21 protein-coding genes are annotated in these 18825 nt (G+C 67.4%); 10 read left to right on the top strand and 11 right to left on the bottom strand.

What is annotated here, in order from left to right; all coding sequences use genetic code 11:
* Positions 1-98 precede the first annotated feature (98 nt).
* The gene (rpoH, locus tag AC0QTQ_RS05230) at positions 99-998 is read left to right on the top strand and encodes an RNA polymerase sigma factor RpoH (protein ID WP_480258593.1); all 900 of its coding nucleotides are present in this window, start codon (positions 99-101) and stop codon (positions 996-998) included.
* A 233-nt stretch (positions 999-1231) separates the two neighbouring features.
* On the opposite strand, the gene AC0QTQ_RS05225 is transcribed toward rpoH, so the two are convergent.
* Positions 1232-1732 carry an Lrp/AsnC family transcriptional regulator gene (locus AC0QTQ_RS05225; protein WP_128147482.1) on the bottom strand — a complete coding sequence of 167 codons (501 nt, stop codon included), beginning with the start codon at positions 1730-1732 and terminating at the stop codon, positions 1232-1234.
* 172 nt (positions 1733-1904) lie between these two features.
* Between AC0QTQ_RS05225 and trxB the strand changes: the two genes are divergently transcribed.
* Together trxB and AC0QTQ_RS05215 are read left to right on the top strand one after the other, a co-directional pair.
* A complete protein-coding gene (gene trxB / locus AC0QTQ_RS05220; protein WP_480258592.1) occupies positions 1905-2846 on the top strand; it encodes a thioredoxin-disulfide reductase in 942 nt (313 codons plus the stop codon).
* Positions 2847-3057: 211 nt separating this feature from the next.
* Entirely contained in the window at positions 3058-4764 is a 1707-nt protein-coding gene (locus AC0QTQ_RS05215) for a bifunctional sulfate adenylyltransferase/adenylylsulfate kinase (RefSeq protein ID WP_480258591.1), read from the top strand.
* A gap of 113 nt (positions 4765-4877) precedes the next feature.
* On the opposite strand, the gene AC0QTQ_RS05210 is transcribed toward AC0QTQ_RS05215, so the two are convergent.
* Together AC0QTQ_RS05210 and AC0QTQ_RS05205 are read right to left on the bottom strand one after the other, a co-directional pair.
* Entirely contained in the window at positions 4878-5105 is a 228-nt protein-coding gene (locus AC0QTQ_RS05210; protein WP_121530288.1) for a DUF1150 family protein, read from the bottom strand.
* A gap of 21 nt (positions 5106-5126) precedes the next feature.
* A complete protein-coding gene (locus AC0QTQ_RS05205) occupies positions 5127-5540 on the bottom strand; it encodes an Hsp20 family protein (RefSeq protein ID WP_121530287.1) in 414 nt (137 codons plus the stop codon).
* A 230-nt stretch (positions 5541-5770) separates the two neighbouring features.
* On the opposite strand from AC0QTQ_RS05205, the gene AC0QTQ_RS05200 reads away from it, so the two are divergent.
* The 3 genes from AC0QTQ_RS05200 (at position 5771) to AC0QTQ_RS05190 (ending at position 7626) form a co-directional block, all read left to right on the top strand.
* Positions 5771-6001 carry a YdcH family protein gene (locus AC0QTQ_RS05200; RefSeq protein WP_121530286.1) on the top strand — a complete coding sequence of 77 codons (231 nt, stop codon included), beginning with the start codon at positions 5771-5773 and terminating at the stop codon, positions 5999-6001.
* Positions 6002-6083: 82 nt separating this feature from the next.
* Positions 6084-6569 carry a 5-(carboxyamino)imidazole ribonucleotide mutase gene (purE, locus tag AC0QTQ_RS05195; RefSeq protein WP_121530285.1) on the top strand — a complete coding sequence of 162 codons (486 nt, stop codon included), beginning with the start codon at positions 6084-6086 and terminating at the stop codon, positions 6567-6569.
* The gene (locus AC0QTQ_RS05190; protein ID WP_480258590.1) at positions 6562-7626 is read left to right on the top strand and encodes a 5-(carboxyamino)imidazole ribonucleotide synthase; all 1065 of its coding nucleotides are present in this window, start codon (positions 6562-6564) and stop codon (positions 7624-7626) included. The genes purE and AC0QTQ_RS05190 overlap by 8 nt, the downstream gene beginning before the upstream one ends.
* 111 nt (positions 7627-7737) lie before the next feature.
* Here AC0QTQ_RS05190 and AC0QTQ_RS05185 read toward each other — a convergent pair whose 3' ends face one another.
* Together AC0QTQ_RS05185 and AC0QTQ_RS05180 are read right to left on the bottom strand one after the other, a co-directional pair.
* Positions 7738-8574, bottom strand: a complete 837-nt coding sequence (locus AC0QTQ_RS05185; protein ID WP_480258589.1) for a DMT family transporter — start codon at positions 8572-8574, stop codon at positions 7738-7740.
* Positions 8575-8677: 103 nt separating this feature from the next.
* A complete protein-coding gene (locus AC0QTQ_RS05180; protein ID WP_480258588.1) occupies positions 8678-9697 on the bottom strand; it encodes a ribose-phosphate pyrophosphokinase in 1020 nt (339 codons plus the stop codon).
* Positions 9698-9810: 113 nt separating this feature from the next.
* On the opposite strand from AC0QTQ_RS05180, the gene AC0QTQ_RS05175 reads away from it, so the two are divergent.
* On the top strand, positions 9811-10410 hold the full coding sequence (locus AC0QTQ_RS05175) for a DsbA family protein (RefSeq protein WP_480258587.1): 600 nt from the start codon (positions 9811-9813) through the stop codon (positions 10408-10410).
* Complete coding sequence (locus AC0QTQ_RS05170; protein WP_480258586.1) at positions 10410-11219, top strand: alpha/beta fold hydrolase; 810 nt, start codon at positions 10410-10412, stop codon at positions 11217-11219. Before AC0QTQ_RS05175 ends, AC0QTQ_RS05170 begins: the two co-directional genes overlap by 1 nt.
* An 84-nt stretch (positions 11220-11303) precedes the next feature.
* Here the strand turns inward: AC0QTQ_RS05170 and AC0QTQ_RS05165 are convergent, their stop codons facing one another.
* The 6 genes from AC0QTQ_RS05165 to AC0QTQ_RS05140 form a co-directional block, all read right to left on the bottom strand.
* Positions 11304-12353, bottom strand: a complete 1050-nt coding sequence (locus AC0QTQ_RS05165) for a threonine aldolase family protein (protein WP_480258585.1) — start codon at positions 12351-12353, stop codon at positions 11304-11306.
* Positions 12353-12799, bottom strand: coding sequence for a YcgN family cysteine cluster protein (locus tag AC0QTQ_RS05160; RefSeq protein ID WP_121530278.1), 447 nt, complete (start codon positions 12797-12799; stop codon positions 12353-12355). Before AC0QTQ_RS05160 ends, AC0QTQ_RS05165 begins: the two co-directional genes overlap by 1 nt.
* 47 nt (positions 12800-12846) lie before the next feature.
* A complete protein-coding gene (locus AC0QTQ_RS05155; RefSeq protein WP_480258584.1) occupies positions 12847-13770 on the bottom strand; it encodes a bifunctional riboflavin kinase/FAD synthetase in 924 nt (307 codons plus the stop codon).
* A 34-nt stretch (positions 13771-13804) separates the two neighbouring features.
* Positions 13805-14242 carry a MaoC family dehydratase gene (locus tag AC0QTQ_RS05150; protein ID WP_480258583.1) on the bottom strand — a complete coding sequence of 146 codons (438 nt, stop codon included), beginning with the start codon at positions 14240-14242 and terminating at the stop codon, positions 13805-13807.
* 162 nt (positions 14243-14404) lie between these two features.
* Positions 14405-15283 carry a TIGR01459 family HAD-type hydrolase gene (locus tag AC0QTQ_RS05145; RefSeq protein ID WP_480258582.1) on the bottom strand — a complete coding sequence of 293 codons (879 nt, stop codon included), beginning with the start codon at positions 15281-15283 and terminating at the stop codon, positions 14405-14407.
* 174 nt (positions 15284-15457) lie between these two features.
* Positions 15458-16378, bottom strand: a complete 921-nt coding sequence (locus AC0QTQ_RS05140) for a manganese-dependent inorganic pyrophosphatase (protein ID WP_121530274.1) — start codon at positions 16376-16378, stop codon at positions 15458-15460.
* Between the two features lie 278 nt (positions 16379-16656).
* Here AC0QTQ_RS05140 and groES point away from each other — a divergent pair, with 278 nt between their 5' ends.
* Both groES and groL read left to right on the top strand, forming a co-directional pair.
* The gene (gene groES, locus AC0QTQ_RS05135) at positions 16657-16944 is read left to right on the top strand and encodes a co-chaperone GroES (protein WP_121530273.1); all 288 of its coding nucleotides are present in this window, start codon (positions 16657-16659) and stop codon (positions 16942-16944) included.
* Between the two features lie 56 nt (positions 16945-17000).
* A complete protein-coding gene (gene groL / locus AC0QTQ_RS05130; RefSeq protein WP_480258581.1) occupies positions 17001-18638 on the top strand; it encodes a chaperonin GroEL in 1638 nt (545 codons plus the stop codon).
* Positions 18639-18825 lie beyond the last annotated feature (187 nt).

Raw genomic sequence — 18825 nt, 5'->3', positions numbered from 1 at the left:
AGGACTTCCCGTGCACGCGCGGCCTGGCCCCATCCGGGGGCTTGAAGGCGGCGGGGGCCTTCCCCATCTGTCGGGGTCGATCAGGGAGAAAGGGACCAATGACGAGTTACGCGAACCTTCCCGCGCCCAGTCCCGAACAGGGGCTGAACCGCTATCTGCAGGAAATCCGCAAGTTTCCGCTGCTGGAGCCGGAAGAGGAATACATGCTGGCCAAGGCCTGGGTCGACCACCAGGATTCCGAGGCGGCGCACCGGCTTGTCACCTCGCACCTGCGACTCGCGGCGAAGATCGCCATGGGCTATCGCGGCTATGGCCTGCCCCAGGCCGAGGTGATCTCGGAGGCGAACGTCGGGCTGATGCAGGCGGTGAAACGCTTCGACCCGGAGCGCGGCTTCCGTCTCGCCACCTATGCAATGTGGTGGATCCGCGCCGCGATCCAGGAATACATCCTGCGCTCGTGGTCGCTGGTGAAGCTCGGCACCACCTCGGCGCAGAAGAAGCTGTTCTTCAACCTGCGCAAGGCCAAGGCCCGGATCGGCGCCTATGAGGAGGGCGACCTGCGCCCCGATGCGGTCAAGCAGATCGCCCATGATCTGAACGTCACCGAGACCGAGGTGGTCGAGATGAACCGCCGCCTGTCGGGCTCGGACGCCTCGCTGAACGCACAGGTCGGCTCGGCCGAGGGCGACGGCGCGGCGCAGTGGCAGGACTGGCTCGAGGACGAGGACGCCGATCAGGCCGAGGCCTTTGCCGAGGCCGACGAGCTCGAGGCGCGCCGCGCCATGCTCGTCGCGGCGATGGACGTGCTGAACGAGCGCGAGCGCGACATCCTGATGGAGCGGCGGTTGCGCGACGAGCCCGTCACGCTCGAGGAGCTGTCGGCGAAATACGAGGTCTCGCGCGAGCGGATCCGGCAGATCGAGGTGCGCGCCTTCGAGAAGCTGCAAAACCGGATGCGGGTGCTGGCGAAGGACAAGGGGATGACGATCCCCGCCTGAGGCGGGGCGTCCTGCGGGCATCTGGCGGGACAAGGAAGGGGCGCTGCCCCCTCGCGGCGGACGCCGCTCACCCCCGGGATATTTGTGGCAATTGGAAGCGGGACAGGGGATATCGGAGGCCCCTGCCCGCTTGCGGCATTTTGAAGCGGAGGCGCCGCGAGGGGCCCGATGCCGGTCTTTCGGGGATGTTTCTTGCGCCGGAGCACCGAATCGCCTCGTGCCCCGGTCAGACCTCAGGCCTGTTTCGCGAGACGTTCCTCGAGCACGTCGAAGGGCACGCCGGGCTCGTCCTTGGCGCAGCGGATGACGAGCGAGGTCTTCACGCTCGCCACGTTGTCGGCCGGCGTCAGCTCGCCCATCAGGAAGGACTGGAAGGTCGACAGATCCGGCGCCACGCATTTCAGCACGAAGTCGATCTCGCCGTTCAGCATGTGGCACTCGCGCACGAGCGGCCAGGCCCGGCAGCGGTTTTCAAAGGCGCTGAGGTCGGCCTCGGCCTGGCTTTGCAGCCGCACCATGGCGAAGACCTGCACCTCGAAGCCCAGCTCGCGCGGGTTCACGTCGGCATGGTAGCCGCGGATGTAGCCCGCCTCCTCGAGGGTGCGCACCCGGCGCAGGCAGGGCGGCGCCGAGATGCCGACGCGCTTGGCCAGCTCGACGTTCGTCATGCGACCGTCCGCCTGCAACTCGGCCAGGATCTTCCGGTCGATCTCGTCAAGCTTGGTGCTGGCCATCTTACCCTCCGCAGTTGCGCAGAACTTATCCGCGAGAAGAAGATGGCGCAATAATCTTTCGCCCGAACCGCTGCAAGAGCAATTCGACCGGTTTTCAAAGCGTTTTGGCCGGGGGGTTCCGTCGGCGCCCGTCTATGCCTATATCTGCGGCGCCAGAAACCGGGAGGCTGCCATGGGCGAGACGAAGAAGACACGCGTTCTGATCATCGGGTCGGGGCCTGCGGGCTATACCGCCGCCGTCTATTCCGCGCGCGCGATGCTGAACCCGGTGCTGGTGCAGGGCATCCAGCCCGGCGGCCAGCTGACCATCACCACCGAGGTCGAGAACTGGCCCGGCCGCACCGCGGTCGAGGGGCCCGAGCTGATGGTGCAGATGGAAGAACACGCCCGCGCCATGGGCACCGAGATCATCTCGGACACGATCACCAGCCTCAACCTCGGCGACCGGCCCTTCGTGGCGCTTGGCGATTCCGGCACGACCTATGTCGCCGATGCGGTGATCCTCGCCACCGGGGCGCAGGCGCGCTGGCTCGGCCTGCCCTCGGAAGAGACGTTCAAGGGCTTCGGCGTCTCGGCCTGCGCCACCTGCGACGGCTTCTTCTATCGCGGCAAGGAGGTCGTGGTGATCGGCGGCGGCAACACCGCGGTCGAGGAGGCGCTGTTCCTGACCAATTTCGCCACCAAGGTCACGGTGATCCACCGCCGCGACAGCTTCCGCGCCGAGAAGATCATGCAGGACCGGCTGTTCCGCAACCCGAAGGTCGAGGTGATCTGGGACTCGGTGCCAGAGGAAATCCTCGGCACCGACGCGCCGCTCGGCGTCACCGGGGTGCGGATCCGCAACGTGAAGACCGACGCCGAAACCGTGGTGCCCTGCGACGGCTTCTTCGTGGCGATCGGCCATGCCCCCGCCTCGGAGCTGGTGAAGGATCAGCTCGAGCTGCACCACGGCGGCTACGTCAAGGTCGAGCCCGGCACCACCCGCACCTCGATCGAGGGGGTCTTTGCCGCGGGCGATCTGACCGACCACACCTATCGCCAGGCAGTGACCTCGGCGGGCATGGGCTGCATGGCCGCGCTCGACGCCGAGCGCTGGCTCGCCGAGCAGGAGTGACGCTACGTCCGGGGGGCAGCGGAAAATCCGTCGCCCGCCCGCTCGAAATGCCGGATTTTGGCCCAAAATGGTGCCGAAATACCCGATAACCGGCTTTTTTCTGCCGGTTCACGACCAGACGCTTGCAACACGCGCGTTTTGCAGGCTAAGGCCCGGCAGGGTGTCTTCCAGCACTCTTTCCGCATTTGACGTCAATTAGACAGGTCCCGCGATGTCCCTTCCCAATCTCGCCCCGATCCCGGAGCTCTACGTTTCCCACGAGTCTGCGCAGAAGCTGAAGATCGAAGCGGGCAACCTCGTTTCGTGGGATCTGACCCCGCGTCAGATCTGTGACCTCGAGCTGCTGATGAACGGCGGCTTCAACCCGCTCAAGGGTTTCCTGAGCGAGGAAGACTACAACTGCGTCGTCGAGGACATGCGCCTCGCGGACGGCTCGCTCTGGCCGATGCCGATCACCCTCGACGTCAGCGAGAAATTCGCCGAGGGCATCGCGCCCGGCACCGACATCGCGCTGCGCGATCAGGAAGGCGTGATCCTCGCGATCCTGTCGGTCACCGACAAGTGGGTGCCGAACAAGGCGCGCGAGGCCGAGAAGGTCTTCGGCGCCGATGACCTCGCCCACCCGGCGGTGAACTACCTGCACAACGTCGCGGGCCCGGTCTATCTCGGCGGCCCGGTCACCGGCATCCAGCAGCCGGTGCATTACGACTTCAAGGCCCGCCGCGACACGCCCAACGAGCTGCGCGCCTATTTCCGCAAGCTCGGCTGGCAGAAGATCGTCGCCTTCCAGACCCGCAACCCGCTGCACCGCGCCCACCAGGAACTGACCTTCCGCGCCGCGCGCGAGGCGCAGGCGAACCTGCTGATCCATCCGGTCGTCGGCATGACCAAGCCGGGCGACGTCGACCACTTCACCCGCGTGCGCTGCTACGAGGCGGTGCTCGACAAATACCCGCAGTCGACCACGACGATGTCGCTGCTGAACCTGGCCATGCGCATGGCCGGCCCGCGCGAGGCCGTCTGGCACGGGCTGATCCGCCGCAACCACGGCGTCACCCACTTCATCGTCGGCCGCGACCACGCCGGCCCGGGCAAGAACAGCGCCGGCAAGGACTTCTACGGTCCCTATGACGCGCAGGAACTCTTCAAGAAATACGAAGAGGAAATCGGCGTCGTCATGGTCGACTTCAAGCACATGGTCTATGTGCAGGAGAAGGCCCAGTACTACCCCGCGAACGAGGTGCCGGAAGGCTGCACCGTGCTCGACATCTCGGGCACCGAACTGCGCCGCCGCCTGCGTGAAGGTCTCGACATTCCGGAATGGTTCTCCTTCCCGGAAGTGGTGACCGAGCTGCGCCGCACCTCGCCGCCGCGCGCCAAGCAGGGCTTCACCGTCTTCTTCACCGGCCTCTCGGGCTCGGGCAAGTCGACGATCGCCAACGCGCTGATGGTCAAGCTGATGGAAATGGGCGGCCGCCCGGTGACGCTGCTCGACGGCGACGTGGTGCGCAAGCATCTGTCCTCGGAGCTCGGCTTCTCGAAGGAGCACCGCGACATCAACATCAAGCGCATCGGCTATGTCGCCTCGGAAATCACCAAGAACGGCGGCATCGCGATCTGCGCCCCGATCGCGCCCTACACCGCGACCCGTCGCGCCGTGCGCGAGATGATCGAGGCCTATGGCGCCTTCGTCGAGGTCCATGTCGCGACTTCGATCGAGGAATGCGAGGCGCGTGACCGCAAGGGCCTCTACAAGCTCGCGCGCGAAGGCAAGATCAAGGAATTCACCGGGATCTCGGACCCCTATGAAGAGCCCGCGACCCCCGAGCTGCGCGTCGACACCGCCGGCGTCGATGTCGACCACTGCGCGCATCAGGTGATCCTGAAGCTCGAGTCGATGGGCCTGATCAAGGCCTGATCGGCCCTCAGCCCGAAAAGACGAACGCCCCGGCCTGCGCCGGGGCGTTTCGCTTTTCCGCCGGGGTGTTTCCCTCGGGCGGGGCCATCGGGGCGAGGCCCCCTGCCCGCGGGTCAGTGCACGTTGACCGCCTGCACCTCGTTCTCGCGCGCGAGCGCAAAGGCCATCCAGCGGTCCTTGACGAGGGCAAGCCGCTCGCCATTCGCGTCGCACAGCGCGTAAAGCTGGGTCAGCCCCGCGGCCTGTGCCCGGATTTCCTCGGGCAGGTCCGCCACCGCCACCGGCCGGACATAGACGATGCGCTCGCCCGTCTCTGCGCCGAAATCATATCTCGTGTCCATTTCAGCCTCCTTGCCTGATGTTCACCGCCGCCGGATCGGGATCGACTGCACCACCGGATCGGGCATCACCCGCTTCAGATCGACATGCAGCAGCCCGTTCTCGAGCGCCGCCCCCGCCACCTCGACGCCATCGGCCAGCACGAAGCTGCGCTGGAAGGCGCGCGCGGCGATGCCGCGGTGCAGGAAGATCCGCTCGCCGAGGTCATCGGCCTGCCGGCCGCGGATCACCAGCGCCCGGTCCTCCATGGTGATCGCCAGGTCATCCTCGGCGAAGCCCGCCACCGCAAGGGTGATGCGGAAGGCATCGGGGCCGTTCTGTTCGATGTTGTAGGGCGGATAGGAGTCGGAGCCGGACTTGGCCGTCCGCTCGACAAGGCGCTCCAGCTGGTCGAAGCCCAGCAGATAGGGATGCGCGCCAAAGCTCAGTTTCGTCATCAGGCAAGCCCTTGATCAGCGACGTTGCGGTTGCGGGCCCCGCACTTCGGCAGCCCGTTCTGCACAGATATGGGCAGGCGACGCGGCGGCTGCAAGGGGGCGCCCCCGGCCGCCCGCACCACGAATTTTTCCCCGCAAGCGCAAGGAATTGTTATATTTGTCTTCACCCGGGGGCCGAGTCGCCCGCGAGCCTTGCAAGCCAGAGCCAGTCAGAAGCCCGAAAGCCGGACATGAACGCCCACAGCGATGCCCCCGTCGAGATGAACACCGAAGAAGTGCTGCGGCTGAAGCTTGCGGTCCTTCGGCGCGAACATCGCGATCTGGACGAGGCGATTGCGGCGCTCGTCGACACCGGCCATCCCGATCAGCTGCGCATCGTGCGGCTGAAGAAGCAGAAACTGTCGCTCAAGGACCAGATCGCCCGGATCGAGGACCGCCTCACCCCCGACATCATCGCCTGATGGCGGCCCCTGCCCCGCCCGGCCCCCTTGCCGTTCCGGACCTGCCGCCTATAGTGCCCGCGCGACAACAGCGAGGGCGGCGATGAGCGTGAAAGTGGGAATCATCATGGGCAGCCAGTCCGACTGGGCGACCATGCGCGAGGCGGCGGCGGTGCTCGACGAGCTCGGCGTTCCCTACGAGAAGAAGATCGTCTCGGCCCACCGCACCCCCGACCGGCTCTGGAGCTATGGCAAGACCGCGGTCGAGCGCGGGCTCCATGTCATCATCGCCGGCGCCGGCGGCGCCGCGCATCTGCCGGGCATGATGGCCTCGAAGACCCGGGTGCCGGTGATCGGCGTGCCGGTGCAGACGAAGGCGCTCTCGGGCGTCGACAGCCTCTATTCGATCGTGCAGATGCCGAAGGGCTTCCCCGTCGCCACCATGGCGATCGGTGCCGCGGGCGCGGCGAATGCCGGGCTGATGGCCGCGGGCATCCTCGCGATCTCCGACGCTGCGCTCGCCGAACGCCTCGACGCCTGGCGCGCCGCCCTTTCCGCCTCCATTCCCGACGAGCCGCAAGATGACTGAGACCCTGAAACCCGGCGCCACCATCGGCATTCTCGGCGGCGGCCAGCTTGGCCGCATGCTCTCGGTCGCGGCCTCGCGGCTCGGCTTTCGCTGCCACATCTTCGAGCCGGGTGCCGAACCGCCGGCGGGCCAGGTCGCCTGGAAGGTGACGACCGCGCCTTACGAGGACGAGGCCGCACTGACCGCCTTTGCGGAAAGCGTCGACGTGGTGACCTATGAATTCGAGAACATCCCGACCGCCGCGCTCGATCTGATCGAGCGGCTGCGCCCGATCCACCCGAACCGCCGGGCCCTGGCGATCTCGCAGGACCGGCTGCAGGAAAAGGCCTTCCTGAACGGGATCGGCCTTTCGACCGCCCCCTGGGCCGCGGTCGAGGACATGGCCTCGCTCGAGGCGGCGCTCGCCACGATCGGCACGCCCTCGATTCTCAAGACCACCCGGCTCGGCTATGACGGCAAGGGCCAGGCGCGGATCAAGACGCCCGAGGACGCGCCCGCCGCGCTTGCCGCGATGGCGGGCGCGCCCGCCGTGCTCGAGGGCTTCGTCGAGTTCAGCTGCGAGATCTCGGTGATCGCGGCGCGCGGGCTTGACGGGTCGGTCTCCTGCTTCGATCCGGGCGAGAACGTCCACCGCGACGGGATTTTGCACACGACGACGGTGCCGGCGCGGATCTCGCCCGCGCTGCGTTCGGACGCGGTGCTGATCGCGGCGAAGATCCTCAACGCGCTCGATTACGTCGGCGTGCTGGGGGTCGAACTCTTCGTCACGCCGAAGGGTCTTCTGGTGAACGAGATCGCGCCGCGGGTCCACAACTCGGGCCATTGGACGCAGGCGGGCTGCACCGTCGACCAGTTCGAACAGCACATCCGCGCGCTCGCCGGCTGGCCGCTGGGCGACGGCAGCCGCTATGCCGATGTCGAGATGCTGAACCTGATCGGCGACGATGTCGCACAGGTGCCGACGCTGGCGAAGGAGCCGCGCACGCAGATCCATCTTTACGGCAAGGCCGAGGCCAAGCCCGGTCGCAAGATGGGCCACGTCAACCGCGTGCTCTGAGCGCCGGGCTCTGCCCCGGACCCCGAGGTATTTCAGGCAAGATGAAGAGGCTTTCATCTTGCTCAAAATACCTCGGGGTGAATGGGCCGCAGGCCCAGAGGGGCAGCGCCCCTAGCCCTTGCGCAGCGACAGCGCGATGCCCCCCAGAACCAGCACCGCCGCCACCCAGAAGCGCGGTCCCGGCACCTCGGCGAGCAATATGGCCCCGCCAAGCGCCGCCAGCACCGGCACGGAGAGCTGCGCGACAGCCGCAAGGCTTTTGGCAAGGCGCGGCACCACCGCATACCACAGCGCATAGCCAAGCCCCGAGGTGACCGCCCCCGAGACGAGCGCCGGCCAGATCCCCCAGGTGGGTGCCGGCACCGCGCCCCGCAGCGCAAGCCAGGCCAGCGCCGGCAGCAGCGCGAGTGAAAAGTTCACCGCCGTCGCGCCGAGCGGATCACGCGCCCGCCGGCCGTTCAGCGAATAGAGCCCCCAGCCGAACCCGCCCGCCGCCATGAAGGCCGCGCCCAGCGGATCGACCGAGACACCGCCCGCGGGCGCCACCAGCACTGCAAGCCCGGCAAAGGCCACACCCGCCCCGATCAGCCGCCAGCGCCCGACCCGTTCGCCGCCGATCAGCGCCGCCGCGAACATGGTAATCTGCACCGAGCCGAAGAGGATCAGCGCGCCGACGCCTGCGTCGATGCGACCGTTCGCCAGGGTGAAGCCGAGGATATAGAGAAAAAGCGTCGCCATCCCGGCGAGCGCCACCCGCGGCGGCAGGCGCAGCGCGGCACTGCCCCGCCGGGCGAGCGTCAGGGCGATCAGCACCCCTGCCCCCGCACCGAGCCGCACCACGCCCGCCAGCGCCGGATCGAGCCCCGCGACGCCGACCGCCATCCGGTTCAGCACCGAATTCGCCGCGAAGGCGATCATCACGAGGGTGGTGAGCAGGAACAGCCGCATCGCCCAAGACTGCGCCGATCGGCGCCCCCGCGCAATCCGACCTTCGCGCAAGGAAAAGGCCCGGGGAAATCCCCGGGCCCTTGATCCGTCGCCTCGGCTGAGATCAGCTTTGCGAGTAGAAGCCTTCGTAGATCGGCACCAGCGTGTCGGTCTCGAACAGCGAGCTGACCGAGGTGCCCGACCAGGTGTTCAGGATCGCCTGGGCGAACATCGGCGCGGTCGGCACGATGCGGATGTTCGGGCAGGCAAGCGTCGCCGGCGTCGCCTGGATCGAATCGGTGATGACAAGCGATTTCATCACCGAGTTGCGCACGCGCTCGACCGCCGGGCCCGACAGGACGCCATGGGTGATATAGGCATGAACCTCGGTCGCGCCGGCTTCCATCAGCACCTCGGCCGCCTTGCACAGCGTGCCCGCGGTGTCGCAGATGTCGTCGACGATGAAGCATTTCTTGCCGGTCACGTCACCGATCACCGTCATGCCGGCAACCTCTCCCGCCTTCTCGCGGCGCTTGTCGACGATGGCGAGCGGCGCGCCGATGCGTTTTGCGAGCTCGCGGGCACGGGCCACGCCGCCGACGTCGGGCGAGATCACCATCACGTCGTCGAGCTGCCCCTTGAAGTTGTGCAGGATGTCGAGCGCGAAGACCGGCGAGGCATAGAGGTTGTCGACGGGGATGTCGAAGAAGCCCTGGATCTGCGCCGCGTGCAGGTCGAGCGTCAGGATCCGGTCGACGCCGGCCTCGGTCAGCAGGTTGGCGACCAGCTTGGCCGAGATCGGCGTGCGGGCCTTGGCGCGGCGGTCCTGACGGGCATAGCCGAAATAGGGGATCACGGCGGTGATGCGATCGGCCGAGGAGCGCTTCAGCGCGTCGGTCATGATCAGCAGCTCCATCAGGTTGTCATTCGCCGGGTTCGAGGTCGGCTGGATGATATACATGTCCTCGCCGCGGACGTTCTCGTAGACCTCGACGAAGATCTCCTGATCGTTGAAGCGCTCGACCCGGGCGTCGACGAGGTTCACCGACATCCCCCGGTGCATCGACATCCGGCGCGCGATGGCATGGGCGAGCGGCGTGTTGGCATTGCCAGCAATGAGTTTCGGTTCAGTCATGACGGGCATCAGCTACCTCTGGTCTGCGCCGGGAGCAGACCGGCGGATTCGCGAAGATTGCGCCTGCCTTAGCACCGGGCTAGCCTCCCCGCAAACGCCGTGCATGCCCCAAAGGAGCCCTGATGGCCCATATCGACTACTTTTTCTCGGTCTTCAGCCCCTGGACCTACCTTGCCGGGCTGCGACTCGAGGAAATCGCCGCCCGCCACGGGGCCGAGATCGCCTACAAGCCGCTTGACCTGCTCGGGCTCTTCGACCGCACGGGGGGCACCCGCCCCGCCGGCCGGCACCCGAACCGGCTCGCCTATCGCAGCCAGGAACTCACCCGCTGGTCGAAACGGCTCGGCCTGCCGCTGACGCTGGCGCCCGCGGGCTATCCGCCGAACCCGGCGCCCGCCTCTTACGCGGTGATCGCGGCGCAGGCGGCGGGCGGCGGCGATCTCGGCGGGCTCGTGCACGCGATCGGCCGCGCGCTCTGGGCCGAGGGGCGCAACATCGCCGAGGACGAGGTGCTGCGCGATCTTCTGACCGCGCATGGCTTCGATCCGAACCTCGTCAGCACCGGTCTCTTCACCGGTGCGCTCGCCTACGAGCGCAACCTCGAGGAGGCGGTCGAGCGCGGTGTCTTCGGTTCGCCCTTCTACATCCTGCGCGAGACCGATGCGCGGTTCTGGGGCCAGGACCGGCTCGACTTCCTCGACGAGGAGCTGGGAGCGCTGTGATGGAAAAGGACATCCGCGAGGGCACCGGCATCAGCTGGCAGGTGTTCGGCACCGGCCCGCGCCCGGCGCTTGCCATCCACTGCATGCTCGGCACCTCGGACATGTGGGGGCCGCTGCTGGCGCCGCTCGCCGAGCTCTCGACCATTGCCTTCGACCTGCCCGGCCATGGCAAGTCGGACCCGTGGGAGGCCGAGGGCGCGGCGCCCGGCGCCTATCAGACGCTCGCCACCCGCATCGCCGCCTCCTTCATCGAGCGGCCCGTCGACCTGATCGGCCACAGCTTCGGCGCCTCGGTCGCGCTGCGCATTGCGGTGGCCGCCCCCGAGGCGGTGCGTTCGCTCACCCTGATCGAGCCGGTGCTCTTCGCCGCCGCGAAGGACAGCCCCGAATGGGCCGAGCTGCGCCCGCATCAGGACCACCTCGACACCCTCCTCGCCGAAGGTTCGCTGGAAGAGGCCGCGCGCCGCTTCGTGCGCGACTGGGGCGCGGGCGTGCCCTGGGACACGATCCCCGACCGCCACCGCGCCCGCTTCATCGCGCAGATGCCGATCGTGGCAAATGTCACCCCGGCGAATTTCGAGGACCCGGGCCGGATCTGCCGCCCGGGCGGGATCGAGGCGATCGACGCGCCGGTGATGCTGATCCATGGCGATCAGAGCCCGCCGATCTCGGCGCGGGTCTGCGAGGCGCTGGCCGCGCGCATGGCCGATGTCGGCACCGCCTGCGTGCCGGGCGCGGGCCACATGCTGCCGCTCACCCACACGCGCCAGGTCACCGATCTGATCGCGCTGAACCTCGAGCGCAGCTGAGGGGGCGACGCCCCTCCCGCTTCGGCCTTGCCTTGGAAAAATACTCCGGGGGGGAGCGCAGCGGGGGGCGGCGCCCCCCTGGCCTCAGCGCAGAAGCGAGAGGAACTCGTCGATCTCTTCCTCGGTCGTCGCCCAGCTGCACACCAGCCGCGCGGCAAGCGGCTCCTCGCCCGGGCCATCGAGCGACTGGTCGAAGGGCCACAGGTAATAGGCCGCGCCCGCCGCTTGCGCGCGGCGATGCGCGGCGCGCGGGACGGCGGCGAAGACCGCGTTCGCCTCGGTCGGATGCACGAGGCTCGCCCCCGGCAAGGCCGCGATCCCCTCGGACAGCCGCGCCGCCATCGCATTCGCATGGGCGGCAAGATCGAGCCACAGCCCGCCCGCCAGATAGGCCAGCATCTGCGCCGCAAGGAAGCGGTGCTTCGAGAAGAGATGCCCCCCACGCTTGCGCCGCAGCTCGAAGTCGCGCGCGCGGGCGGGGTCGAACAGGATCACCGCCTCGACGCCCATGCAGCCGTTCTTCGTGCCGCCGAAGCTCAGCACATCGACACCCGCCTTCCAGGTCATCTCGGCCGGGCTCGCCCCGGTCGCGACCAGGGCATTTGCGAAACGCGCCCCGTCCATGTGCACCGGCAGGCCGAAATCGCGCGCGACCTCCGCCAGCGCCGTCACCTCGGCCACCGAATAGACGGAGCCCGCCTCGGTCGCATTGGTGATCGAAACCATGCCGCGCTGCAGGTTGTGGATGCCGCCGCGGCCGGTATGGGCGATGGCGCGGCGCAGCGCCGCCGGGTCCATCTTCGCATGCGGCCCGTCGACCAGCGTCAGCTTGCCGCCGCCGATGAAGAATTCGGGCGCGCCGCACTCGTCTTCCTCGATATGGGCGGTGCGGTGGCAAAACACCGTCTCCCAGGGCGCGCAGAACATCGCACAGGACAGCGCATTCGCCACCGTCCCCGTCGCCACCAGATAGACCGCGGCCTGCGGCGCCTCGAAGATCTCGCGCAGCCGCACCGTCACCGCCTCGGTCAGCGCATCGGCGCCATAGGAGGGCACGTTGCCGGCATTCGCGGCCTCGAGTGCCGCCATGATCTGCGGAGCCACCCCCGCGGTGTTGTCAGAGGCGAAATGCATCACGGTTCCTCGATGATGAACTGGTCCCACAGATCCTCGGGCACCTCGGTTTCCGACACCGTCCGCCCGCGCACCGAGACCCCCGCCTCGTGCACGGTCTCATGCGAGCCCGAGATCAGGTAGTGCCAGGGTTCGAGCGGCTTGCCCTCGAAGCGCAGCCGATAGGCGCAGGTCGCGGGCATCCAGTAGGCGATCTTGCGGATCGACTTCGGCGTCAGCAGCACGCATTCGGGCACGTATTGGTGGCGCGTTTCATAGCGGGTGCAGCGGCAGGTCTCGTCATCGAGCAGCCGGCAGGCGACGCGGGTGAATTCAAGCTCCCCCGTGTCCTCGTATTCGAGCTTGTTGAGACAGCAGCGGCCGCAGCCGTCGCACAGCGCTTCCCATTCCGCGGGCGTCAGCTTCGCGAGCGGCAGGGTCCAGAATTCGGGGCGAAGATCGGTCATCGGCGCACCCTGCCGTAAACTGGGGCCAAGGGGAAGGGGGGCGCGCGTCACGCCCCCGAGAGGATCATCCGCGCCTGCGCGCAATCGGCCTTCATCTGGTCGACAAGCGCGTCGAGGCTCGAGAAGCGCAGCTCGGGGCGCAGATACTCGACCAGCGCCACCGACACGTCGGCGCCGTAAAGATCGCCCTTGAAGTCGAAGACATAGGTCTCGAGATTGGGGGTGTTCTCGCCGAACATCGGCCGCACGCCCAGGCTTGCCGCACCCTCGTAGCTGCCCGCATGCGGGCCTGTGAGCACGTCGAACTTCACCGCATAGACGCCAAGCCGCGGCAGGTGCAGCCCGGCGACGCTCATGTTCGCGGTCGGAAAGCCCAGATCGCGGCCGCGCTTGTCGCCGTGCAGGACCGGCCCCTCGATGCGGTGCAGGTGACCGAGCATCGCCGCGGCATCGCGCGGGCGGCCCTCGGCCAGGGCCTTGCGGATCGCGGTCGAGGAGATCTCGACGCCCTCGAGATGCAGCAGCGGCGCCACCGTCACCTCGAAGCCGAAGCGGCGGCCGAGCTCGATCAGCGTCGCGGTGTCGCCCTCGCGCGCCTTGCCGAAGCGGAAGTCACCGCCCACGGCGACATGGCGCACGCCCAGCCCCTCGGCCAGCACGTCGCGGGCAAAGGCCTCGGCGCTCATCCCGGCAAGGGCGCGATCGAAGGGAAGCTGGAACAGCCGCTCGACGCCGAGCTTCGCCAGCCGGTGCGCCCGCGCCTCGGCATTCATCAGCCGGAAGGGCGGCGCCTCGGGGGCGAAGACCTGCCGCGGGTGCGGTTCGAAGGTGACGATGCCAAGCGGGCCCTTGCCGCGCGCGAGATCGATCACCGACTGGTGGCCGAGATGGATCCCGTCGAAATTTCCCATCGCGACCGAGGCGCCGCGAAACGCCTCGGGCACATCCTGCCAGTGGGTGAACGTCTGCATCTTCCCCGTCTTCCGGCGCCGTGGCCGGCGCGTCTCAGTTCCGCGAGGGCGCCAGAACCAGCGCTTCGCCCTTGATGACGGTGGTATCGCCCACAGAGCAGGTGGTTTCAAGAGTGACACGACGACGGGCGTGGTCGATCGCCACCACCTTGACCTCGGCGACCACCTCGTCGCCCGGACGCACCGGCGCGAGGAACTTCAGCGACTGGCCGAGGTAGATCGTGCCATGGCCCGGCAGCTGCTCGCCGATCACCGCCGAGATCAGCCCGGCCGACAGCATGCCATGCGCGATGCGGCCCTTGAACATGGTCTTCGCGGCATAATCGGCATCGAGGTGCACCGGGTTGTGGTCGGTCGAGACCTCGGCGAACATCTCGATGTCCTTGTCGGTGATGACCTTGTGCAGCGAACGGCTCATGCCGATTTCAAGGTCTTCCAGATAGATCGTGCCGGGGGTGAAGTCGTTCGCCATTGTCGCTGTCCTGCCGCGGTTCATGTTGCACTGCGGCATAACACTCCCGCCCCCCGCGCGCAAGTCATTGCGCAACTTCCGTGCCAAAATGAGACAGGTTGCGCAAGAAAATTGCAGAATGGAGACAGGGCACCCCGACAGCACGCCGGGGCGCGAAGCACCTCAGCGCAGACGGCCGATGGCGAATTGCGGCGCCTGCTGGCGCGCGGCAAGCCAGGTGTCGAGCAGCTCGGCATCCGGAGACTCGATATCGGGACCGAACTGGTCGGCCGCAAGCCCGCCGGTGACGAAAAGCACGTCGATGCCCTCGCCCGCGGCGCCTGCGACATCGGTGTTGACGCCATCACCGATCGCCAGGAGGCGCGCATCCTCGGCGACGCCGAGCGCGGCCAGACGGCGGCGCGCAAGGTCATAGATCGGCGGATGCGGCTTGCCGAAATAGAGCGCCTCGCCGCCCATGTCCTCGTAAAGCGCGGCCAGCGCGCCGGCGCAGTAGATCCGCGTCTCGCCCATGTCGACGACGATGTCGGGGTTGGCGCAGAGCATCGGCAGGCCGCGGGTCTTGGCCAGCAGGAATCGCGGCCGGTAATCCTCGGGCACCTCGTTCATCTCGTCGAAGGGGCCGGTGCAGACGATGCCCTCGGCTTCGGCAAGCGACACGCGCTCGACGCCGGGCTGGCCCTGCCAGGCCTCGGGCACCTCCTCGAAGAAGCCGTTGTCCTTCTCCGGCCCGAGATGCCAGACCTTGCGACCGACGGCGCCGGCGAACATCGCGTCCTGCGCCGCATCGCCCGAGCTGACGACCAGATCCCAGGCGTCGCGCGGCACGCCGAGCCGGTCGAGCGTGGCGATCACGTATTTCGCCGGCCGCGGCGCGTTCGTCAGCAGCACCACGCGACCGCCCTTGACGCGGAAGTCCTGAAGCGCAGCAACGGCCGCCGGGAAGGGCGCGACGCCGTTGTGCAGACAGCCCCAGAGGTCGCAGAAAAGCGCGTCATAGGGCGCCGAGATCTCGGCCAGGGATTGCACGATACGGGTCATCACAGCCTCAAGTCCTTGATGCGGCGCGCTGCCGCCCCGCCGCGTTGTCCTACAGGCGCTATATGACACGCCCGCGACGGAAGGCAAACCCGCCCCGGGCGCTTTCCGTTCCCCGCAAGACGACAGCGGGGCGGAGGTTTCCCCCCGCCCCGCAAGCTTGCCCTGTGCGAAGGATCAGACCTTCAGCGCCGGGATGATCTGCTTCTTGCGCGACATGACGCCCGGCAGGACGACGGTGTCGCCCTCGACGGTGCAGCCGAACGACGCCTCGGCGATCTTCTTCACCAGATCGTTCGGGACGAGCAGCGTGGCTTCCTCGTTCAGGATGTCGATGACGAAGAGCAGGACCTGATCGGCACCGTCTTCCTTCGCCACGTCCACCATCGAGGCCATCAGGCTGTCCTTGCGGTCAAGGAGCAGCTTCGGCGCGGTGGTCTCGAGGACCGAGACGCGCAGCTCGGTGCCGTCGACGTTGTATTCCTTCGAGTCCATGCGCAGCAGCGCGGCGTCGGAGAAGGCCGAGACGTCCGATTTCGCCTCGAACATCGCCGAGGCGAGCTCGTTGATGTTCACGCCCAGATCGGCGGCCAGCTTCTCGGCAACGGCCTTGTCGTGGTCGGTGGTGGTGGGCGAGCGGAACTCGAGCGTGTCCGACAGGATGCACGACAGCATCGCGCCCTTGATCGCCTTCGGCGCCTTTTCGACGGCCTCGCCCATCAGGTCGTGCATGATGGTGGCGGTGCAGGCGAGCGGGCGGATGGTGATGTCGATCGGGCCCTTGGTCTCGATCCCGCCGACCAGCTTGTGGTGGTCGATGATCGCGGTGATGTCGGCCTTGTTGATGCCCTCGGGCAGCTCGGCCGGGTTGTTGGTGTCGACGATGACGACCTTCTCGCCCGGCTCGACGCCGGCGATGATCGCGGGCTTCGGCAGATCCCAGTGCTTCAGCACGAAGGCGGCCTCGGTGTTGGGCTCGCCCAGCAGCGCGGGCTCGGCAGCCACGCCCTTCACTTCGGTCAGATACCAGGCCCAGACGATGGGCGAGCCGGTCGAGTCGGTGTCGGGAGATTTATGGCCGAAAACCTTGATGGTCATGGATTCCTCGGGGTCTGAAGCGATGTCGCGCGGGTTATACGGAAAGCCGGGTCCGTTGTCACGCCTTGCGCGGGAAGCTTCGGCGCTAACAGGCGCGCTTTCCCGCAGCATGCACGCCCTGCCCCGCCGGATGCTCCGGATCGCCGCGGCGCGGCGGAAATTTTCGGCAATCGGGGTGTTGACAGGCCCGGGGGGGCGTGACTAACTCCCGCCTCGTTAGCACTCGCCAGTGCTGAGTGCTAAAAGCTTTCAACCTGGAACCTTAGGGAGTGACCCAGATGGCATTCAAACCGCTTCATGACCGCGTGCTGGTCAAGCGCGTGCAGAGCGAAGAAAAGACCAAGGGCGGGCTGATCATTCCGGATTCGGCGAAAGAAAAGCCGGCCGAAGGCGAAGTCGTCGCCGTGGGCGAAGGCGCGCGCAAGGACTCGGGCGAGCTGATCGCGCCGTCGGTCAAGGTCGGCGACCGCGTCCTGTTCGGCAAGTGGTCGGGCACCGAAGTGACCCTCGACGGCACCGAAATGCTGATCATGAAAGAATCCGACATCATGGGGATCATCGCCTGAGGCCCATCCGCCCACGCGATCCCCTGATCTCAACGCTATTCTGAAGGAGCCAAACAATGGCAGCCAAGGACGTCAAGTTCTCGACCGATGCCCGCGACCGCATGCTGAAGGGTGTGAACATCCTCGCGGACGCCGTGAAGGTCACTCTCGGCCCGAAAGGCCGCAACGTCGTCATCGAGAAGTCGTTCGGTGCCCCGCGCATCACCAAGGACGGTGTCTCGGTCGCGAAGGAAATCGAGCTTTCGGACAAGTTCGAGAACATGGGTGCGCAGCTGGTGAAAGAAGTCGCCGCCCGCACCAATGACGAAGCCGGCGACGGCACCACCACCGCCACCGTGCTCGCCCAGGCGATCATCAAGGAAGGCCTGAAGTCGGTCGCCGCCGGCCTCAACCCGATGGACCTGAAGCGCGGCATCGACCTTGCCACCGCGAAGGTCGTCGACGCGATCAAGGCCGCCTCGCGCCCGGTCGCCGACAGCGACGAAGTCGCCCAGGTCGGCACCATCTCGGCGAACGGCGAAGCCCAGATCGGCCGCTTCATCGCTGACGCGATGCAGAAGGTCGGCAACGAGGGTGTCATCACCGTCGAAGAAAACAAGGGCATGGAGACCGAAGTCGAAGTCGTCGAAGGCATGCAGTTCGACCGCGGCTACCTCTCGCCCTACTTCGTCACCAACCCGGACAAGATGATCGCGGATCTCGACGATGCGCTGATCCTGCTGCACGAGAAGAAGCTCTCGTCGCTGCAGCCGATGGTTCCCCTGCTGGAAGCCGTGATCCAGTCGCAGAAGCCGCTCCTCATCATCGCCGAGGACGTGGAAGGCGAAGCGCTGGCCACCCTCGTGGTCAACAAGCTGCGTGGCGGCCTGAAGATCGCCGCTGTCAAGGCTCCGGGCTTCGGTGACCGTCGCAAGGCCATGCTGCAGGACATCGCGATCCTGACCGGCGGCCAGGTGATCTCGGAAGACCTCGGCATGAAGCTCGAGAACGTCGGCATCGACATGCTCGGCAAGGCGAAGAAGGTGTCGATCTCGAAAGAGAACACCACCATCGTCGACGGCGCCGGCGACAAGGCCGAGATCGAGGCGCGCGTCGCCCAGATCCGCACCCAGATCGAGGAAACCACCTCGGACTACGACCGCGAGAAGCTGCAGGAACGTGTGGCCAAGCTCGCTGGCGGCGTCGCTGTCATCCGCGTCGGCGGCATGACCGAGGTCGAAGTGAAAGAGCGCAAGGACCGCGTCGATGACGCGCTGAACGCGACCCGTGCGGCCGTTCAGGAAGGCATCATCGTCGGCGGCGGTGTCGCCCTCGTGCAGGCCACCAAGACGCTCGAAGGGCTGAAGGGCGCCAATGCCGATCAGGACGTCGGCATCTCGATCATCCGTCGCGCCCTCGAAGCGCCGCTGCGTCAGATCTCGGAGAACTCGGGCGTCGACGGCGCCGTGGTCGCCGGCAAGATCCGCGACTCGGAATCGCTCTCGTTCGGCTTCAACGCACAGACCGAAGAATATGGCGACATGTTCAAGTTCGGCGTGATCGATCCGGCCAAGGTGACCCGCACCGCGCTCGAGAACGCGGCTTCGGTTGCCGGCCTGCTGATCACCACCGAGGCGATGATCGCCGAGAAGCCCGAGCCCAAGGCTCCGGCTGGCGGCATGCCCGACATGGGCGGCATGGGCGGCATGATGTAATCACGCCTTCCCTTGCGGGAAACGGAAGGGCGCCCCTCGGGGCGCCCTTTTGCTGTTTGGCTGCCGGGAAAAAGGGGGGCGCTGCCCCCTCGGCCCTTGCGGGCCTCTCCCCCCGGGATATTTGGGGCAATTGGAAATGTGCAGGGGCGCCGTGCACGGCGGCCTGGAGCGACGGCTTGCGGGAACG

Source organism: Paenirhodobacter sp. YD-8 (genome assembly GCF_056590935.1).
The sequence above is the reverse complement of the archived record's forward strand: the minus strand, read 5'-3'. Positions and strand labels throughout refer to the sequence as shown.

What these genes read in the sequence shown, in the direction of transcription:
- AC0QTQ_RS05150 (WP_480258583.1), bottom strand. Translation starts at nt 14,242, where the DNA reads ATGGCGAACGACTTCACCCCCGGCACGATCTATCTGGAAGACCTTGAA.
- groL (WP_480258581.1), top strand. Translation starts at nt 17,001, where the DNA reads ATGGCAGCCAAGGACGTCAAGTTCTCGACCGATGCCCGCGACCGCATG.
- AC0QTQ_RS05165 (WP_480258585.1), bottom strand. Translation starts at nt 12,353, where the DNA reads ATGCATTTCGCCTCTGACAACACCGCGGGGGTGGCTCCGCAGATCATG.
- purE (WP_121530285.1), top strand. Translation starts at nt 6,084, where the DNA reads ATGAGCGTGAAAGTGGGAATCATCATGGGCAGCCAGTCCGACTGGGCG.
- AC0QTQ_RS05225 (WP_128147482.1), bottom strand. Translation starts at nt 1,732, where the DNA reads ATGGCCAGCACCAAGCTTGACGAGATCGACCGGAAGATCCTGGCCGAG.
- AC0QTQ_RS05185 (WP_480258589.1), bottom strand. Translation starts at nt 8,574, where the DNA reads ATGCGGCTGTTCCTGCTCACCACCCTCGTGATGATCGCCTTCGCGGCG.
- groES (WP_121530273.1), top strand. Translation starts at nt 16,657, where the DNA reads ATGGCATTCAAACCGCTTCATGACCGCGTGCTGGTCAAGCGCGTGCAG.
- rpoH (WP_480258593.1), top strand. Translation starts at nt 99, where the DNA reads ATGACGAGTTACGCGAACCTTCCCGCGCCCAGTCCCGAACAGGGGCTG.
- AC0QTQ_RS05145 (WP_480258582.1), bottom strand. Translation starts at nt 15,283, where the DNA reads ATGACCCGTATCGTGCAATCCCTGGCCGAGATCTCGGCGCCCTATGAC.
- AC0QTQ_RS05215 (WP_480258591.1), top strand. Translation starts at nt 3,058, where the DNA reads ATGTCCCTTCCCAATCTCGCCCCGATCCCGGAGCTCTACGTTTCCCAC.
- AC0QTQ_RS05205 (WP_121530287.1), bottom strand. Translation starts at nt 5,540, where the DNA reads ATGACGAAACTGAGCTTTGGCGCGCATCCCTATCTGCTGGGCTTCGAC.
- AC0QTQ_RS05155 (WP_480258584.1), bottom strand. Translation starts at nt 13,770, where the DNA reads ATGCAGACGTTCACCCACTGGCAGGATGTGCCCGAGGCGTTTCGCGGC.
- trxB (WP_480258592.1), top strand. Translation starts at nt 1,905, where the DNA reads ATGGGCGAGACGAAGAAGACACGCGTTCTGATCATCGGGTCGGGGCCT.
- AC0QTQ_RS05175 (WP_480258587.1), top strand. Translation starts at nt 9,811, where the DNA reads ATGGCCCATATCGACTACTTTTTCTCGGTCTTCAGCCCCTGGACCTAC.
- AC0QTQ_RS05210 (WP_121530288.1), bottom strand. Translation starts at nt 5,105, where the DNA reads ATGGACACGAGATATGATTTCGGCGCAGAGACGGGCGAGCGCATCGTC.
- AC0QTQ_RS05170 (WP_480258586.1), top strand. Translation starts at nt 10,410, where the DNA reads ATGGAAAAGGACATCCGCGAGGGCACCGGCATCAGCTGGCAGGTGTTC.
- AC0QTQ_RS05200 (WP_121530286.1), top strand. Translation starts at nt 5,771, where the DNA reads ATGAACGCCCACAGCGATGCCCCCGTCGAGATGAACACCGAAGAAGTG.
- AC0QTQ_RS05180 (WP_480258588.1), bottom strand. Translation starts at nt 9,697, where the DNA reads ATGCCCGTCATGACTGAACCGAAACTCATTGCTGGCAATGCCAACACG.
- AC0QTQ_RS05140 (WP_121530274.1), bottom strand. Translation starts at nt 16,378, where the DNA reads ATGACCATCAAGGTTTTCGGCCATAAATCTCCCGACACCGACTCGACC.
- AC0QTQ_RS05190 (WP_480258590.1), top strand. Translation starts at nt 6,562, where the DNA reads ATGACTGAGACCCTGAAACCCGGCGCCACCATCGGCATTCTCGGCGGC.
- AC0QTQ_RS05160 (WP_121530278.1), bottom strand. Translation starts at nt 12,799, where the DNA reads ATGACCGATCTTCGCCCCGAATTCTGGACCCTGCCGCTCGCGAAGCTG.